Annotated in this window: 18 protein-coding genes; 9 read left to right on the forward strand and 9 right to left on the reverse strand. The window is 51.0% G+C overall.

Annotated elements, in window-relative coordinates; genetic code table 11:
- Positions 1–16 precede the first annotated feature (16 nt).
- From AC0L7R_RS02370 to AC0L7R_RS02390, 5 genes are read right to left on the reverse strand one after another with little or no spacing between them, the layout of a single operon-like run.
- Positions 17–1852: a hypothetical protein gene (locus AC0L7R_RS02370; protein WP_473658635.1), complete on the reverse strand. Its 1836-nt coding sequence runs from the start codon at positions 1850–1852 to the stop codon at positions 17–19.
- Positions 1852–2721 carry a flagellar motor stator protein MotA gene (gene motA / locus AC0L7R_RS02375; protein ID WP_247127685.1) on the reverse strand — a complete coding sequence of 290 codons (870 nt, stop codon included), beginning with the start codon at positions 2719–2721 and terminating at the stop codon, positions 1852–1854. Before motA ends, AC0L7R_RS02370 begins: the two co-directional genes overlap by 1 nt.
- Positions 2722–2752: 31 nt before the next feature.
- Complete coding sequence (locus tag AC0L7R_RS02380; protein WP_473658636.1) at positions 2753–3349, reverse strand: MotE family protein; 597 nt, start codon at positions 3347–3349, stop codon at positions 2753–2755.
- Entirely contained in the window at positions 3346–3702 is a 357-nt protein-coding gene (locus AC0L7R_RS02385) for a hypothetical protein (RefSeq protein ID WP_473658637.1), read from the reverse strand. The genes AC0L7R_RS02380 and AC0L7R_RS02385 overlap by 4 nt, the downstream gene beginning before the upstream one ends.
- 11 nt (positions 3703–3713) lie before the next feature.
- A complete protein-coding gene (locus AC0L7R_RS02390; RefSeq protein WP_473658638.1) occupies positions 3714–4208 on the reverse strand; it encodes a flagellar basal body-associated FliL family protein in 495 nt (164 codons plus the stop codon).
- Between the two features lie 126 nt (positions 4209–4334).
- Between AC0L7R_RS02390 and fliF the strand changes: the two genes are divergently transcribed.
- The 4 genes from fliF to fliP are packed head-to-tail and all read left to right on the forward strand — an operon-like array spanning position 4335 to position 7534.
- A complete protein-coding gene (gene fliF / locus AC0L7R_RS02395; protein ID WP_473658639.1) occupies positions 4335–5942 on the forward strand; it encodes a flagellar basal-body MS-ring/collar protein FliF in 1608 nt (535 codons plus the stop codon).
- Positions 5943–6506, forward strand: coding sequence for a FliH/SctL family protein (locus tag AC0L7R_RS02400; RefSeq protein WP_473658640.1), 564 nt, complete (start codon positions 5943–5945; stop codon positions 6504–6506).
- Between the two features lies 1 nt (position 6507).
- A complete protein-coding gene (locus tag AC0L7R_RS02405; protein WP_473658641.1) occupies positions 6508–6804 on the forward strand; it encodes a FliM/FliN family flagellar motor switch protein in 297 nt (98 codons plus the stop codon).
- A gap of 1 nt (position 6805) precedes the next feature.
- Positions 6806–7534 carry a flagellar type III secretion system pore protein FliP gene (fliP, locus tag AC0L7R_RS02410; RefSeq protein WP_473658642.1) on the forward strand — a complete coding sequence of 243 codons (729 nt, stop codon included), beginning with the start codon at positions 6806–6808 and terminating at the stop codon, positions 7532–7534.
- On the opposite strand, the gene AC0L7R_RS02415 is transcribed toward fliP, so the two are convergent.
- Complete coding sequence (locus AC0L7R_RS02415; RefSeq protein ID WP_473658643.1) at positions 7531–8157, reverse strand: hypothetical protein; 627 nt, start codon at positions 8155–8157, stop codon at positions 7531–7533. The genes fliP and AC0L7R_RS02415 overlap by 4 nt on opposite strands.
- Before the next feature lie 238 nt (positions 8158–8395).
- On the opposite strand from AC0L7R_RS02415, the gene pnp reads away from it, so the two are divergent.
- The 4 genes from pnp (at position 8396) to AC0L7R_RS02435 (ending at position 12736) form a co-directional block, all read left to right on the forward strand.
- The gene (gene pnp, locus AC0L7R_RS02420; protein ID WP_473658644.1) at positions 8396–10531 is read left to right on the forward strand and encodes a polyribonucleotide nucleotidyltransferase; all 2136 of its coding nucleotides are present in this window, start codon (positions 8396–8398) and stop codon (positions 10529–10531) included.
- Positions 10532–10633: 102 nt separating this feature from the next.
- On the forward strand, positions 10634–11284 hold the full coding sequence (locus tag AC0L7R_RS02425; RefSeq protein ID WP_473658645.1) for a hypothetical protein: 651 nt from the start codon (positions 10634–10636) through the stop codon (positions 11282–11284).
- A 162-nt stretch (positions 11285–11446) separates the two neighbouring features.
- A complete protein-coding gene (locus AC0L7R_RS02430; RefSeq protein WP_473658646.1) occupies positions 11447–12043 on the forward strand; it encodes a L,D-transpeptidase in 597 nt (198 codons plus the stop codon).
- A gap of 135 nt (positions 12044–12178) precedes the next feature.
- Entirely contained in the window at positions 12179–12736 is a 558-nt protein-coding gene (locus AC0L7R_RS02435) for a L,D-transpeptidase (RefSeq protein WP_247127672.1), read from the forward strand.
- 59 nt (positions 12737–12795) lie between these two features.
- On the opposite strand, the gene AC0L7R_RS02440 is transcribed toward AC0L7R_RS02435, so the two are convergent.
- The 3 genes from AC0L7R_RS02440 to AC0L7R_RS02450 all read right to left on the reverse strand — a co-directional run bounded on the left by AC0L7R_RS02440 (position 12796) and on the right by AC0L7R_RS02450 (position 14818).
- Complete coding sequence (locus AC0L7R_RS02440) at positions 12796–13443, reverse strand: redoxin domain-containing protein (RefSeq protein ID WP_473658647.1); 648 nt, start codon at positions 13441–13443, stop codon at positions 12796–12798.
- A gap of 81 nt (positions 13444–13524) precedes the next feature.
- On the reverse strand, positions 13525–14172 hold the full coding sequence (locus tag AC0L7R_RS02445; RefSeq protein WP_473658648.1) for a pseudouridine synthase: 648 nt from the start codon (positions 14170–14172) through the stop codon (positions 13525–13527).
- Positions 14165–14818: a YggS family pyridoxal phosphate-dependent enzyme gene (locus AC0L7R_RS02450; RefSeq protein WP_348108093.1), complete on the reverse strand. Its 654-nt coding sequence runs from the start codon at positions 14816–14818 to the stop codon at positions 14165–14167. Before AC0L7R_RS02450 ends, AC0L7R_RS02445 begins: the two co-directional genes overlap by 8 nt.
- 233 nt (positions 14819–15051) lie before the next feature.
- On the opposite strand from AC0L7R_RS02450, the gene AC0L7R_RS02455 reads away from it, so the two are divergent.
- Entirely contained in the window at positions 15052–16134 is a 1083-nt protein-coding gene (locus AC0L7R_RS02455; RefSeq protein WP_348108092.1) for a porin, read from the forward strand.
- Positions 16135–16256: the final 122 nt, after the last annotated feature.

The raw sequence follows: 16256 nt of genomic DNA on the forward strand, positions 1-16256 counted from the left end.
GAATAAGGAAATGCGACTAGCGGTCAATTGAGGAGAGTTGGCTCAGAATTGATGATCGAAGAGCCTGTGTATCATCGAGGAGTTTGCGAATTTCCGTACTGTTTAGTGTTGAAAAGCTTTCCGACGAAGGTTGATCTAGTGCTGCATCAAGGTCGACTTGGGTCGGTTCATCAGCTTGCTCTCTCTCACCTGCGGCAGGTTGATCGCTTGCTTCACGTTGGTCGAGTATATGGAATTCAACCATACGGTCCGATAGCAGTTCTAAAGTGTCTTCGGTTAGCGGCCAGTCATCGCGAAGGAAGAAGGCCGCTAGGAAATCAGTATCGTTCGCATTTTGGGAAATTTCGGCAAATACCCTGTTGGCAATGCCGTCTACAGACCTGTCCTGAGACGGCTCGTGTTGAAATTCTTCCAGCTTACGGATGGCATCGGAGTAGTTTTTGGAATTTAGTAGCGAAACAATTTCTGCTTCTAATAACTCGAACCATAGCGGTGTACCTTGGTGTTCGAAACGAATGGCCTCTGAAATGCCCGTTGCATTGTGATGATCGTTAAGTGCAAGAATATCTAACATCACCTCTGGTTGATCTCTATTTGCGATCTTGATTTCGGAGGTAGGGATGCTCCGGAGTGCAGTCTCAGTTTTCTCAAAGCCGGTTTCAGTGGCAACATCGGAAAAAGAGAGGATTTCAGCTGCAGAAGAATATTCGCTATTCCTGATGAGCAACTCATGAAGGCGGGCAGTGACATGCTGCCTGAGCCATCTAGGTAGTGCTTTAAAGTGCAGGAGAACTAGATCGCTTTTTATGTCATTTTCTGACACGCCCTTCATGCTCAATGCATACCATAAGTAATTCGAATTTTCGCATCGTTGCATTCGCTGCCAAAAATCGGACGTATCAATGTGGTCTTGTAGAAGTTTTGCGATCTGCTTGAGTAATTCCACTTCTTTTGTTTTGGTGCTAACTTGATTTAGGATTTGAGACGCCTCAATTTCTAAACCGAGTTCCAGGTATTGAAGTGCAAGGGAAACCATCCTTTCATCATTTGGATTTCCCGTCCCAGAAAAGACCAATTTCCGTGTCGCGATCAGGGTCTCGAAGTCTGTTTCTTCTACTGTTGAACCAAAAAGTTCTGCTGACCTGAAGGCATTGCAGGCTGTATCGGGGGGGATCGGATTTAACCCCTGCGCGTCACTACTCGTTGTGTCGATGCCGATGTTCAGTGACAAAATTGAGGTTTGGATGTCGTTTGCAGTTGCATTGGTAGGCTCCCTGTCATCATCACTTTTCTGGTGTAATTCGATACGACCCGACGTTGCTGCAGTTGATAGTTCGCGAGCAAGAAACTCAGGTATATAAACGCTATCAGGTTCCTGAATGAGGGGCGCTTCGACTTGGTTAACTTCGTAATTTGGGGGCGCCCCAACCAGAAGATCCCTCCACCATGAACCACTTGGAATGTCACCATTTGAGGTGGCTGTCTCAACATTCATCTCGGGGAATACATTGAGAATATCAATTACCAAGAAAACATCTTGGTACACGTATACATCTATATGACAATCACACTCGAAACTAACCTCAATTTGATTCCGGCGTTCACGCTCAATCAGCTTCGCGTAGATCTCCCCAGCGCCTATTGCGTCCGGATTCTTCTGTTCAAAGCGAAATCCCTCTGGAAGCTCAATTATTGATTTTCCCTGTTCTTGCTGAATTTTCCAATCTATTCCACGTGGTATGGTTGCGACAAAACGTGGAAAATCTGACTGATCTCCCGATATGATCGGAACAACCTCTGAGTAAGCACTGCTTGCAGTCAGAAGTAGAGCGACCGTTGCCCACCTAGTCATTAGGACGCTTCTTTTTTGAGCGATTTCAATGCTTCTTCGAGATCGGTAAAGGACGGACGGAAGTGCGAAGGAGTATTCTGGCGCCCGACTTCAATGCAAATATTTGGCGCATGGCGGTGAAGATTTGCGACCAGTACCTCACGGATTAACCGATAGAAGTGGGCATCTTCCTCGATGACCGCACCAACGCGAAGTGCAAATGGGCCTACTAAGCCATAGGCTAAAAAAACACCTAGAAATGTACCGACAAGTGCCCCACCGATCAATTTTCCTAGGACTTCTGGAGGTTGATCAATTGAGCCCATTGTTTTGATGATACCCAAAACAGCAGCGACAATTCCTAGGGCAGGTAGCCCGTCAGCGATGCTCTGTAAGGCATGCGTCGAATGCATATTATGATGGTGGGTCGCATCGATGCGTTTTTCCAGGACCTCTTCGACCTGGTGAGGGTCGTCATAATTCATTGACCCTGACCGAAGGGTATCGCAGATCAGGCCAATAGCTTCTTTGTCAGCTGCGATCTTTGGATACCGTTCAAAAATTTCCGAACTGGTCGGATCTTCAATATGCGCTTCAAGTTCTACTGGGTTTGCCCTTGCGATGCGAAGCAGCTCAAATAGAAGGCAAAGAAGATCGCGGTAGTCGCTTGTTTTCCAAGTTGGACCTTTGAAAACTTTCCCGACATCTTTCGCTGTATGCTTAATGCCAGCTGTATCGTTACTGATGACAAACGCACCAACCGCTGCCCCCACAATCATTATCATTTCGAATGGTAGGGATTTGAGGATAATGCCCATTTTACCGCCAGCGAGGAGGTAACCGCCGAACACCATTACAAAAATGATGACAATGCCAACTAGTCCTATCATACGATTCTCACATTATTACAGTTATGGGCAGTCATTCAAAATTGAACGCATTGGCATTTCGACCCGCAAGCATGACGCTAATGGTGTGCGCATTTTCCGGTTCTAGTTCCGTCATTACGGCCGCCGCAGCTTCGGCTTGCATTAGCCCGAGAAAACCAGCAGCAAAGCCGGGTGCCATTTCGGAAAACAAGGCGGCAGTATCCTTCGGCTTCATGTTTTCGTAAACAGTTGCTAACCGCGCCAAGTCACTTTCGGCCGCGGTGTCCGCTAGTGCTAAGGTGCTAGCGAGTTTTTGCTCAATGATTGTGAGTTCTGATATTTTTTCGGAAATACGTAGTTCCGATTGGCTTAGATCATCCTTTAGTATTCTTAATTCTGCTTCGCGTTCCAATAAATCCGCTTCACGAACTTCGAAGGCAGCGAGAATTGTTTCAATCGCTTCGCTGTTAAATGGAATACCGATGATCTCGGTTGTGCTAGATGATGCAGCTAAATTGGAAATATCTGCGTCTTGAGCAAATGCAAAAAACTGCTGTTCCGAGGAGCGAACGATTCCGGATACTATTAGTATTGTTGCGAGTGCGCCAAGCGAACTACTATAGTGCTTTTTTCGATTTAGAATGCTCATTCGTCGCTCGCAGATTGCGGTTCGCGCCGTGCGAAGAATGGATTTGACGCTTGTTGATGCTTCTCCGCAGATGGCAAGCTGTGAAGCGATGCAACAAGTAATTCTAAATGCTTGGCGGCTTCTTCCGCCCTCTGACTGCCTGCGTTTAATCGCCGAACTGATTGATTTCCATTCTCTTGCGCCCGGCGTAACGATAGGTTCAGTTCGCTAATTTGGACCGACATCGTTTTTATTGCTTTTCCGATGTCGCCTTCAAGGCTTGTGAACCGGCGCAACCTTCGTGATAAGATCATGCAATAAATGGCAACGCCAAATGCGCCTGCAGACAATAGTATATCTGATATGAAGGCCATTCTGGCGCCCCCTAATTAAGTACAAATTCCATTACCAGTAAGTCATTGACGCGGTTTTCACCGGCAACGATTCTGACGCGGTGCAACATCTGCGAGCGAATTTTAATCAGCGCAGCTGGTGCTTCGAGATCTTCTACTTCTAGAGCTCTTAAATAACCGTTTAAGATGTCGATAATTCGCGGCTTAATTTTCTCGACTTCTTCTACTGCGGCTGGGTTGACATCTAGCTGGGCTGTAAAACGAAGTAATTGCCTGTCCGGCCCGCTGGATAGTGTAATTACCATGGGGTCTAATGGGACGAAGGCCACATCTTCGCTTTCGGGCGGAATATCCAACGTTTCTGTAGAACTTCCGGCAACCTCATTTGTTTTCCCTCCGATGAAGCCGATCTTTACGAGGGTGAAGCCCCCTCCAGCCCCTGCCAGCAACAAGACAAACCCTAGGATTAGCGGAAGTTTCGATTTTTTGGGCGGTGGTGGCACCTCTAGTTCGGCAGCGTCGGTCATGTTGCGACTCCATTAAATGTCTCTTGACGCGATTTAACCAAAGAAGCCCTAACTCGTTATTAATTGTTTGCATGCAATCAATCGATTGTTGGAGGCAGAAGGCCTCTGTTTGATCGGAGAACTGATTTGCAAAATTTACTCGACGTTTGGAATCGGTTGAGCATCGGGCAGCGGGTCGCGGCGATTGGCTCGAGTATCGGTGTGTTCTTGGTAGTCTTGTTTCTTGTGCAATCCCCTGGCGCGCGAGACATGTCTCTGTTGTTCGGGGGGCTAGAACCAAGCGCGGCAGGTGACGTACTAACTGCGCTTGACCAACAAGGTGTCGTATATGAAGTGCGCGGTGGAGCAATTTATGTCGAAACGACCGCGCGTGATTCGCTTAGACTTGTTCTGGCGGGGCAGGGTTTGCCGGTCAGTGCAGTCAACGGTTACGAATTGTTAGACAATCTCAGCGGGTTTTCGACAACGTCCCAAATGTTCGATGCGACGTATTGGCGGGCAAAAGAAGGGGAGCTTGCGCGTACAATTGTTGCGAACCCGCGCTTCCGTAGCGCGAGAGTTCATATTTCCTCTGCGTCGACGCGATCATTTCAGCGATTGGAACCACCAAGCGCTGCAGTGACAGTGCAGTCATCCACAGGGATAATTTCCGCCAGTCAAGTCAAGGCACTCCAGTACCTTGTTGCCTCTGCTGTCAGTGGGTTGGTTCCTGAAAATGTCGCAATTATTGATGCTACTGCGGGGCTTTTGTCAGGCGCCGATGATTTGCCCGGCGCCGCTGTGGATAATGAGCAAGCTGATATTCTTCGTGCGCGAGCTGAAAGGCTATTGTTGGCGCGGGTGGGGGCAGGGAATGCGGTTGTCGAACTCACAATGGAAACAGTCACTGATTCTGAGACGATATCCGAACGCACGGTGGATCCTGACAGCCGCGTAGCGATTAGTACAGAGGTTCAGGAAAGCGCGGAAAAATCGGAAGATTCTCGCGGCGGGGAGGTGACTGTTGCGTCCAATCTTCCAGACGGTGACGCAGCCAGCGGCGGAACAGCCAATAATGAGAATAGCGAAACACGCGCGCTCACAAATTTTGAGGTCTCTGAAACGCAAAGGGAAATCAGGCGAATGCCGGGAGCGGTTAAGCGTCTAACTGTGGCGGTATTGATCAATGACGCGGTGATCAAGAACCCTGATGGAACCACAACAGTTGAACCACGGTCGGACGAAGAATTGGCTGATCTACAAGAATTGGTAACGTCTGCCGTCGGCTTCGACGAGGCAAGAGGTGACCAAATCACTTTGCGATCAATGCCATTTGAGCCAATCCCTGAATTAGGGACAGAAGTATTCGCCGACAGTATTTCGACGTCATCTTTAGACATGATGCAACTCATTCAAATCGGGGTTTTGGCCGCAGTTGCGCTGATCCTCGGATTGTTTGTCGTGAAACCTATTTTGTCACCGAAGCCCGGAATGGCAGCCTTGCCACCGCCTGATGAAGGGGCGGAAAGCACCAGTTTCGTTGAAGACGATGCCCCACAAATGATGTCCGCCTTTCCGGACATGATGTCGATCGAAGGGCCAAGCGACGACGGTTTAGGTTTTGGTGACATGGGTGGAAGCGCCGCAGATGACCCAGTCACAAGATTGCAGGACATGATCACGGATCGGGAGAATGAAACGCTGCAAATTCTTGAAAATTGGATGGACGATCCTGAGCGGAAGGAGCCCGCATAAATGGTGTCATCCTTAAGTCTTGAAAGCTTTGATGGACTGAATCTGAGGCAGACTGAGCATCCAGAAAATATTACGACATATGATGACGGATTCCGGGATGGGCAAGAGGCAGCAAATCTGGCGCATCAGAGCGAACAATCGCAGTTACGCGCAAAAGTCGCAGAATCACTGGTCGATGGCATGTTTGGGTACGAAGAGGCGCAATCGCATTTTTCGAATGGCACAGCGAACTACGTTACCGCTATTTTGGAACAGGTTTTGCCTGAGTTGCTTGCGCCCGCTTTTCATCTGAAGTTGCGCCAACTCTTGCAGGATGCAATTGAACGCGACAGCACACATCCCATTGTCCTCCGCCTGCCACCGGATCAAATTGGCGTGTCTCAGGCCGTCATTAGTGACCTCGATTTGTCTGATTTTGTAATTGAAGCAGATCCCACCTTAACAGAGCACGCGGCGTTTTTCATGGGTGGCGGACACGAAACGTCCATTGATTTTGATGCCTTACACGCGGCCATCAAACATCATTCGAAAATCTTGATTACCCCAGCGAAGGAAGCTTCATAAGATGGAAGATGTCGTCGAAAAACAGACCACTGGACATGCGTCGGTACATCCTCTGCAACGCATCCCAATCGAGATATCGGTTTCCGTCGGCAAGGCAACGCCGCTGATCTCTGATCTGATGAACCTAACGGAAAACGCAGTCTTACCGCTGGATCGTAAAATTGATGATCCCGTAGAGCTTTATATCGGCGATCGACTGATTGCCCGCGGAGAACTGCAAGAACTGGAGGGCGGTGAACCGGGGCAACTTGCGGTGCGGCTGACAGAGGTCGCCGTTCACAACGACGAGTTGGAATAACGTGCGGTTTTTGTGCATTACGTTACTGTGTATCGCTTTTTGGGCGTCGCCATCAGTCGCGCAAGATTTCTCGATAACACTGGGCGACGATACCTCTTTGGCGTCGCGGTCGATCCAGTTGCTCGTCCTGATCACTGTGCTCAGTTTGGTGCCGGGCATCGCAATTATGGTGACCTGCTTTCCATTCTTCGTCACCGTCTTTGCGATCTTGCGACAAGCGATTGGTTTGCAGCAGTCGCCACCAAATATGATGATGGTCAGCCTTGCGTTATTCATGACCTACTTTGTCATGGAACCTGTTTTCATTGCGTCTTGGGAGCAGGGAGTCGGTCCGGTCGTTGATGGTGTTATGGACATTGAAACAGGCTTCTTCCGCGCAATGGAGCCGTTGAAGATTTTTATGGCGGGTCGGATTAACCCTGAAACCTTCGAACGCATGGCTGAGCTGCGACCGGATGTTGATCCGACCTTGCCGATCGTTCAGTCCAACCTGTCCGTCGTGATCCCGTCGTTTATGTTGAGCGAACTTGCGCGTGCATTTCAGGTCGGGTTTATTATCTTTTTGCCGTTCCTGATTATCGATCTCATTGTTGCGGCCATTCTGATGTCGATGGGGATGATGATGGTGCCGCCTGCAATCGTTTCGCTTCCCTTTAAACTGTCGTTTTTTGTTGTGGCGGACGGGTGGAGCTTGCTTTCAATGGGACTTGTTCAAAGCTATGGGGTTTAGTGTTTCAGTTGTCGTAGTTTTTTGGCGACAATGGCTGGATTGGCGATGACCCGTTGAATTTTCACCCAAATGTCGCGCACTGGGCCGAGGGAATTGTAGGGGTACTGGCTTAGCTCCGGCCACAACCGTTGGATCATAGCGATCCCTAAAGTCCCATTTCGTTTCCAGTCGGCGGGTAGGCCGCGCATCAACGCCGAGGTTTCGTAGGTGAACATCGGAGCATAGCGCACAACAGTTGGGTCCGCGCAGAATTGGACATTCGCCCAAGGTCCCATGCGATTTTCTATGTACGCGAGGTCTAGAATATCTAGACCGTTTGTTCCGATTTCGGTTTTGAGCTCCGTCAACCAAGCGCCAAGGGCCGCAGCGGCTTTATCGGACTGACGCAGGCCAAAGCGTGTTACCAACAATTCAGTCGAAACATTTAGTTCGGCAGTGTCGGTATCACGCCAAAGAAAGGCCCGCCCGATTTCGCCACCCAACCCACCGACGAAGACCTGTTCGCGCGCGAGCGGCCGGACACTGGGGTGGAATTTGACGTTGCTGTCACCGTGGCAATGCCCGCCGCGCCGCAAAAACGGTTCCTGCTGGTCGGTATCCACATTTTTTCGCGGCAGCGCCATGTGGTCCAAGTACAGATCATCGGCAATTTTACGGGTTTGGCGCGTGGGTTGATGGGGTGTTCATCTCTTTCATGGTCTAAAAAACCATAATGCTTCCCAATCGGGTCAATCCGGTGTATGGCCCGCCCATCTTGGAAGACCGGCGCCCGCAGTCCAGCGCCGACAAAAGAAGATACCGGATTGAGGGGGAATACGCCCCCTACGCAAAAGGCCCCATCGGGCCAAAAGGAAAACATATATGTTTAACGAAGTAAAAAAATCGATGCAGTGGGGCGAAGAAACGCTCACTCTCGAAACCGGCAAGGTTGCGCGTCAGGCTGACGGCTCTGTCATTGCGACGCTTGGCGAAACATCTGTGATGGCGAACGTCACATTTGCACGCAAGCAAAAGCCTGGTCAGGATTTCTTTCCGCTGACCGTACATTATCAAGAAAAATACTATGCTGCCGGTAAAGTACCTGGTGGCTTCTTCAAGCGTGAAGCGCGCCCAACTGAAAAAGAGACGCTGACATCCCGCCTGATCGACCGTCCAATTCGCCCATTGTTCGTCCCTGGCTTCAAAAACGAAGTTCTGGTGATGTGTACTGTGCTGTCCCACGATCTGGTTAACGACCCAGATATGGTTGCGATGATCGCCGCATCCGCGGCACTTACCATTTCCGGTGCACCATTCCGCGGCCCGATTGCCGCGTGTCGCGTCGGTTTTGAGGATGGTGAATACATCCTGAACCCAGAAATCGACGATATGCACAACCTGCGCCTGAACCCAGAGCAGCGTTTGGACCTTGTTGTTGCCGGTACAAAAGATGCCGTGATGATGGTTGAATCTGAAGCATACGAATTGACCGAAGAAGAAATGCTCGGTGCGGTGACGTTCGCCCACGAAAGCATTCAGCCGGTCATCGACCTGATCATTGATCTGGCCGAAGAGTGCGCAAAAGAGCCATTCGATTTCCAGCCTGAAGATTATTCCGACCTGTTTAACGCTGTCAAAGCCGCTGGCGAAGACAAAATGCGTGCCGCTTATGCGATCACGGACAAGCAAGAACGTACCGGTGCAGTTTCTACCGCCAAGGACGATATCATCGCATCTTTGTCCGAAGAGCAACAAGAAGACGGCAACCTGGGCGCTGCTCTGAAGAAGCTGGAATCTGCGGTTCTGCGCGGTGATGTTGTCAAAAACGGCAAGCGCATCGACGGTCGTGCTCTCGACACGATTCGCCCGATCGTTTCCGAGACAGGCATCCTGCCACGGACACACGGCTCTGCCTTGTTTACACGTGGTGAGACACAGGGTCTTGTTGTGACGACGCTTGGTACTGGCGACGATGAGCAGATGATCGACTCATTGACTGGTATGTATAAGTCGAACTTCATGCTTCATTATAACTTCCCACCGTATTCAGTTGGTGAAGTTGGTCGTGTTGGTGGTCCGGGTCGTCGTGAAATCGGCCACGGTAAACTGGCTTGGCGTGCGTTGCAGGCTGTTCTGCCGTCCGCAACTGATTTCCCATACACCATCCGTTTGGTGTCTGAGATCACTGAATCCAACGGGTCGTCGTCAATGGCGTCCGTTTGTGGTGGGTCTTTGTCCATGATGGACGCTGGCGTTCCGTTGAAAGCACCAGTTGCTGGTGTTGCGATGGGTCTGGTGATGGAAGACGATGGCGACTACGCGATCCTGTCCGACATCTTGGGTGACGAAGATCACCTCGGCGACATGGACTTTAAAGTTGCGGGTACTGAAAACGGTATCACATCTTTGCAGATGGACATCAAAATCGCGGGTATCACGCCGGAAATCATGTCCAAGGCGCTGGCACAGGCGAAAGCTGGCCGTTTGCACATTCTCGGTGAGATGGGCAAAGCGCTGACAGGCGCGAAAGATCTGGGCGTACACGCACCGAAGATCGAAACGATGCAGATCCCAACTGACAAGATCCGTGAAGTGATCGGTTCTGGTGGTAAAGTGATCCGTGAAATTGTTGAGACATCCGGCGCGAAAGTGGACATCAACGACGACGGTATCATCAAACTGGCGTCCAACGATGCGGAGGCCATCAAAAAGGCCTACGACATGATCCATTCCATCGTGGCTGAGCCAGAAGAAGGCGTGATCTACAAAGGCAAAGTAGTGAAGCTCGTCGATTTCGGCGCGTTTGTGAACTTCTTTGGTAAGCGTGACGGCCTTGTGCACGTCTCTCAGATCGAAAACCGTCGCCTGAACCACCCATCTGACGTTCTGAAAGAAGGTCAAGAAGTTTGGGTGAAACTGCTCGGCTTTGATGATCGCGGCAAAGTCCGTCTTGCTATGAAAATGGTTGATCAGGAAACTGGTAAAGAGATCACAAAAGAAGAAGCTGCTGAAGAGTAATCCTTCTTTGAAAGATTTGAAAAAGCCCCGATGTGTTCATCGGGGCTTTTTTATTTGTTTACTTGTTCCGGCTAGTTTGCCCTAAACTTGAAAGGGTCTTTGATGCGAATAAGAATTTGGGTTCTCATGATGTTGGGTATGCTGGCGGGGCCGTTGAAAGCGCAAAACATCGGTGACGTCACCGCATGGAGCGGGGTCTCTACATTTGGTTTGTCCTTCGAAGGGGGATACCAGATGACTCCCGATTGGCGCGCACGTGCTGGATGGATGGGTGGCCTTCAGCTGAATGACACACAAACCGAAAACGGGAACAATTACGATATCGATGCCGCACTGGGTGCAATGACAATGATCTTTGATTATTCTCCCATGGATGCTGACTGGCGGTTTTCAGGCGGTCTGGTGTTTAGCAGAACAAGCATTGAAACAACGATATCAGGGTCAGCCAGTGACCCGATCGAATATGACGGGCAAAGCTTTGACAGCGGCACAGCAACCAGTGTTGCCGAATTCAATCGAACTGCCGCCCCTTTGGTTTCTGTTGGGTACGATTACCCGATAAACGATGAGTGGGTATTAAGTAGTGAAATTGGGGCTGTCTTTGTAGGCGGTTTCGACATTGAAATTACTGGGGACAGCGCTGCGCTTCAGGCCGCAATTGATGCCGATCCGGATGTGCAAGACGCCCGCGCTGACGCCGCCAATTTTGCGGCTTATCCATACATCAACCTGTCGGTGGGGTATCGATTCTGATACCGCTTCGTGATTTTTCCCCCTCGTCGGCATAATTGTGAGCAGATAAGGCTGTTGTTGGTTTGCATCACCAAAATCGGTTCACTCATATTTGATCTGAATTCCGGTCGGGATGACGCTAGATACGAACAAACCAGCGCAGATTCTTCGGGGGAAAACCTTATGCTGACAAGACGTCATTTTATTGCCACGGGTGCTGCCATCACCGCGTTTGGCGCTCACCCTGCTTTTGCACAAGAGGCGGCCGCGCCAGCGCCAGAAGCGCCAGTTGTACCTGCTGATCCTCTTGCGCCAACTTTGGTTACTTTGGCAGGCGCCGTCGCCGCCAATGAAATCCATATGGATCCAAACACATTCCGCCTTTACCTGACACTGGGTGGCGATCAGGCAATGCGCTACGCCGTCGGTGTTGGTCGTCCAGGATTGTACGAACCGGGTAGCTTCTATGTTGGTGCCAAGAAAGAATGGCCTAGCTGGACGCCGACACCGGAAATGATTGAACGTGATCCAGAGGCGTATGAAAAATACGCAGACGGGCTCGAAGGCGGGCCGGACAACCCGCTAGGTGCGCGTGCGCTTTACCTATTTGAACCGGGCCGTGGCGACACGTATCTCCGCATTCACGGGACAAATGCGCCCCGCACAATTGGCACTGCGGTTTCAAACGGCTGCGCGCGCCTTACGAATGAATTCGTTGTAGATCTGTACAACCGCACGCCGATGCGTTCGAAAGTTTACCTGTATCCACGTGACGTCTAGCACCACAAAGTGATGCAGGAACCCTACAGTACCGGCCCTAATTGGGCCGGTACTTTGCATTTTGTTGGTTCGGTAATCTGTTTGGCCTAATGATTGCTTCAAAACAGACAGCAATAGACCTGAGCAGGACCCCAAATGCTGACACGCCGTCAATTCACTGCAAGCGCAGTGGCGTCTATCCTCGCGACGCCCGCGATAGCGACACCCACAGTCGTCCAGCTACCGCGTCGTTTCCGGCCCCAAGAAGTGGACGTAAACCCCGAATTGCCAGCAGGCGAAATTCATGTCGTTAAGGAAGATTTCTATCTGTATTGGACGCTTGGCAATGGTCGTGCCCGTCGTTACGGCATTGCGCTTGGTAATCAGGGGCGGAACTATACGGGGGTTCTGACGATCCGCCGTAAGGCCGAATGGCCCAGCTGGATTCCGACGCAAAACATGATCAATCTTGAACCAGAGCTATACGCGCCCTATCGGCGCGGTTTGCCCGGAGGTCACCCGCAAAATCCAATGGGTGCGCGCGCGCTGTACCTGTATGAGGGCGGTCGCGACACATATTACCGCATCCATGGCACGCCACAGCCTTGGACGATTGGTCAGAACTTTTCGTCAGGTTGCGTTCGGTTGATCAACCCGCATGTCGAAGAACTTTACGATCAGGTGCCTGTGAACACGCGCGTCTATATCTTCTAAGAAAAAGAGCCTCGCAATCACTTGCGAGGCTCTTTCAGTTCCAACAGCGATAACGCCGTTTAGAGCTTTGTCTTGCGCAAGTATGGTAGCACTTTTTCAAAATCGCCAAATTTCGCTGTCGCGTCTTCATCGCTCAATGTGGCGGGAATGATGACGTCGTCCCCAACATTCCAGTTCGCTGGTGTCGCAACGCCACGTCCTGTGGATGTCTGTAGACCATCGAGGGCGCGCAGCACTTCGGCAAAATTGCGCCCGACGGTCATTGGGTAGGTCATCGACAGTTTCAGCTGTTTGTCTGGGCCAATGATAAACACTGAACGGACTGTCGCGCTGTCCGCTGGCGTGCGTCCATCTGGCAGGTACGCTTCCGCTGGAAGCATGTCGAACGCCTTAGACACTTCAAGTCCAGTGTCCGCGATAATTGGAAAACCTGCTGCAGCGCCGCCAACGGTTTCGATGTCGGTTTTCCATTTCTTATGGTCTTCGACACCGTCGACGGACACGCCGATCACCTTTGTGCCGCGTTTGGCCCATTCGTCGGCTAGTTGCGCCACTGCGCCAAATTCGGTCGTGCATACCGGCGTAAAGTCTTTGGGGTGCGAGAAAAGGATCGCCCAGCTATCGCCGATCCAATCGTGCAAAGCAAAGCTGCCTTGATCGGTTTCGACGGTCAGGTTTGGAATGGTATCGTTAATACGCAAGCTCATAGTAGTATCCTTTCATGCGGTTCTTGTCGATATATAAGGACGCGCACGACAGAGCGCACCCCCGACAGATCATCGAATTTGCTAGAATGGTGCCTTGGCCGTGATGCGGGTGCCTTGTCCGCCGTCAGGGTGCCGAAACTGGAATGTCTCGGAATGCAGCATCAATCTCGGATGGTTCAGTGCGTCGCCTGTCGCATAGAACGGATCGCCAAGAATGGGATGCCCCATCGCCAGCATATGTACACGTAGTTGGTGGGACCGGCCCGTTTTTGGCATTAGGCGGACCCGCGTTTCTGTATCGCTACTGCGGATGACCCGCCAATCGGTCACGGCTTGTTTGCCGGTTTCATGGCAAACCATCTGTTTTGGGCGATTGGGCCAGTCGACGATAAGTGGCAGATCAACTGTACCAGTTTTTTCTGCGATACCTCCTGCAACACGGGCCACATAGGTCTTTTTCGTCTGACGTTTTTCAAACTGCAAGCCGAGGTGGCGCTGAGCGTGTGGCGTTAGCGCGAAAATCATGACCCCGGACGTGTCCCGATCAAGGCGGTGAACCAGCAAAGCCTGTGGGTATACCGCCTGCACACGGGTGATCAGGCAGTCCGCCAGATGTTCACCCTTACCCGGAACAGACAAAAGCCCGCTTGGCTTATCGACAAGAACGACTTCGTGATCGTCGTACAGGATCACAAGTGGATCTTGGGGTGGGGCGTAGGTGTTAGTCATAAACGCGGTCACCGAAGATAGCTGATCCAACGCGAACATGTGTCGCGCCTAAGGCAATCGCGCTTTCGAAATCTCCGCTCATGCCCATGGACAGGCCTGCCAATCCATTGCGGCCAGCGATTTTGGCAAGCAATGCGAAGTGTAAGGATGGTTCTTCTTCCGCCGGTGGAATGCACATCAGGCCTTTGATCGGCAAATCAAGCGCGATCGCGTCTTTGATAAAGGTGTCGGCTTCGGACGGTAATACACCTGCTTTCTGCGGTTCTTCGCCGGTGTTCACCTGAATGAACAGATCAGGGCAGCTTCCGATCTCTTGAGCGATGCGTGCGATTGTTGTTGCAAGTTTTGGCCGGTCAAGTGTGTGGATCGCCTGTGCAAGTGTCATCGCTTGACGGGCCTTGTTGGTTTGCAGCGGTCCAATCAGGTGAAGATCGACATCATTATATGTTTCGCGGAACGCAGGCCATTTGCCAGCCGCTTCCTGTACCTTGTTTTCGCCAAAGACGCGGTGACCTTCAGAAAGAATCGCCTCAACGCGTGCATTGGGTTGCACTTTAGAAACCGCAATAAGCGTGACATCACCTTTTGGCCGGTTCGCCTTTGTTTCGGCGCGGTTGATGCGCTCTTTGATATCCATCAGCGACATTACAGGGTCCTGTTATTGTTTTGATATTCGTTCTAGGCAACGAAATAGGGGGTTTGTGCGTGCTTGTCATTCCGCAAACTGCCAAAACCGGTGTGTGTCCTTGATGCACCATTTTTCATAGACCCGCCAAACATTGGCCCAAATTACTTGAGTGTGCAGCCACTTGGGCGCAATTACACACTCAATGCTAGACGATCTGGCATCTTGGGAATGCAAACACGAGGGAATTATCCATGAAAAGCATCCTTCTTACCTCTACTGCCCTGGTCGCCTTCGCTGGCGCCGCTGCAGCTGACGGTCACGCAAGCGTTGATTTCGGTCTGTCCGCAACACTTGGTTATAACGATGAAGTTGACGGTGTTGGCGAAGACGGCTTCTTCTGGGAAGGCAACGTATCCGCTACTGCTTCTGCAGAGCTGGACAACGGCCTGACAGCTGGCGCGTACTTCGAATTCACAGTTGATGAAGACGATGACACAGCGAACAACGACTACACAAGCGATCTTGTGTCTTCTGACTTCGTTGTATCTTTGGAAAGCGACTCCGCTTCTTTGTTCTACGGCGACACAGGTACAGCTGCTAACAAGCGCTGGGCTTCTGCTGGCGACATGGAATCTGATGGCTTCACATCTGGCAACGACTCCGCAGCACTGCGCGGCGACGTTTCTTTCGGTGGTGTAGACGCGTCTATCTCTTACCTGGTTGATGATGCGAACAACACTGCTGAGCAGCTGTCTTTCGGCGCAGCAGCGACTTTCGGTATCGCGACTATCACAGCCGCTTACCAGGAAGAAACAGACTACGTTGATACAGACGGCGACTTCAACGCTGACGAAATCTTGGGTGTATCTGCAGCTGTAACTGTTGCTAACGCAACAATCACGCTTGCATACGCTGACAACATGACTGACGACACACAGTCCACTGGTATCAAGGTTGCATACCCGTTCGGTCCAGTTGTTGGTACAGTTTACTACGTTGACGAAGGCGATGCCGACGCAAACTACGGTGTAAACGTTGCTTACTCTTCAGGTCCAATCGCAGCTTCTGTTGATTACCAAGACGACCAAGGTACTGAAAAGTACAAGGTTGAAGGTTCTTACGACGTTGGCAATGGCTTGACTGTTCTTGCTGGTGCGTTGAACGAAAACGAAGGCGACGACGTTGACTACTACGCTGGTGCAACATACGACCTCGGTGGCGGTGCAACTGCTACTTTCGTATACGCAGCTGACGAAGATGGCGACCAAGGCGACGAAATCGGCGCTGGTGAATACGATCCAGGTGTGACTGTTCAAGTTGACTTCACATTCTAAGTCGACCGACACTTATTAAGTTTGAGCCGCCCTTTGGGGCGGCTCTTTCTTTTTGTGGACACGTCTTTGGACGCACTAGTCTTTCGGCCCATAGGCCTTTATGAAAATGCAAAGCTTACAGC

The sequence above is a fragment of the Yoonia sp. D2-7 genome, assembly GCF_055809435.1.

Bases quoted from the DNA above. Each gene is read 5' to 3' on its own strand.
- AC0L7R_RS02370 (WP_473658635.1), bottom strand. From the start codon at position 1,852: ATGACTAGGTGGGCAACGGTCGCTCTACTTCTGACTGCAAGCAGTGCT.
- motA (WP_247127685.1), bottom strand. From the start codon at position 2,721: ATGATAGGACTAGTTGGCATTGTCATCATTTTTGTAATGGTGTTCGGC.
- AC0L7R_RS02380 (WP_473658636.1), bottom strand. From the start codon at position 3,349: ATGAGCATTCTAAATCGAAAAAAGCACTATAGTAGTTCGCTTGGCGCA.
- AC0L7R_RS02385 (WP_473658637.1), bottom strand. From the start codon at position 3,702: ATGGCCTTCATATCAGATATACTATTGTCTGCAGGCGCATTTGGCGTT.
- AC0L7R_RS02390 (WP_473658638.1), bottom strand. From the start codon at position 4,208: ATGACCGACGCTGCCGAACTAGAGGTGCCACCACCGCCCAAAAAATCG.
- AC0L7R_RS02400 (WP_473658640.1), top strand. From the start codon at position 5,943: ATGGTGTCATCCTTAAGTCTTGAAAGCTTTGATGGACTGAATCTGAGG.
- AC0L7R_RS02405 (WP_473658641.1), top strand. From the start codon at position 6,508: ATGGAAGATGTCGTCGAAAAACAGACCACTGGACATGCGTCGGTACAT.
- AC0L7R_RS02415 (WP_473658643.1), bottom strand. From the start codon at position 8,157: ATGGCGCTGCCGCGAAAAAATGTGGATACCGACCAGCAGGAACCGTTT.
- pnp (WP_473658644.1), top strand. From the start codon at position 8,396: ATGTTTAACGAAGTAAAAAAATCGATGCAGTGGGGCGAAGAAACGCTC.
- AC0L7R_RS02425 (WP_473658645.1), top strand. From the start codon at position 10,634: ATGCGAATAAGAATTTGGGTTCTCATGATGTTGGGTATGCTGGCGGGG.
- AC0L7R_RS02430 (WP_473658646.1), top strand. From the start codon at position 11,447: ATGCTGACAAGACGTCATTTTATTGCCACGGGTGCTGCCATCACCGCG.
- AC0L7R_RS02435 (WP_247127672.1), top strand. From the start codon at position 12,179: ATGCTGACACGCCGTCAATTCACTGCAAGCGCAGTGGCGTCTATCCTC.
- AC0L7R_RS02440 (WP_473658647.1), bottom strand. From the start codon at position 13,443: ATGAGCTTGCGTATTAACGATACCATTCCAAACCTGACCGTCGAAACC.
- AC0L7R_RS02445 (WP_473658648.1), bottom strand. From the start codon at position 14,172: ATGACTAACACCTACGCCCCACCCCAAGATCCACTTGTGATCCTGTAC.
- AC0L7R_RS02450 (WP_348108093.1), bottom strand. From the start codon at position 14,818: ATGTCGCTGATGGATATCAAAGAGCGCATCAACCGCGCCGAAACAAAG.
- AC0L7R_RS02455 (WP_348108092.1), top strand. From the start codon at position 15,052: ATGAAAAGCATCCTTCTTACCTCTACTGCCCTGGTCGCCTTCGCTGGC.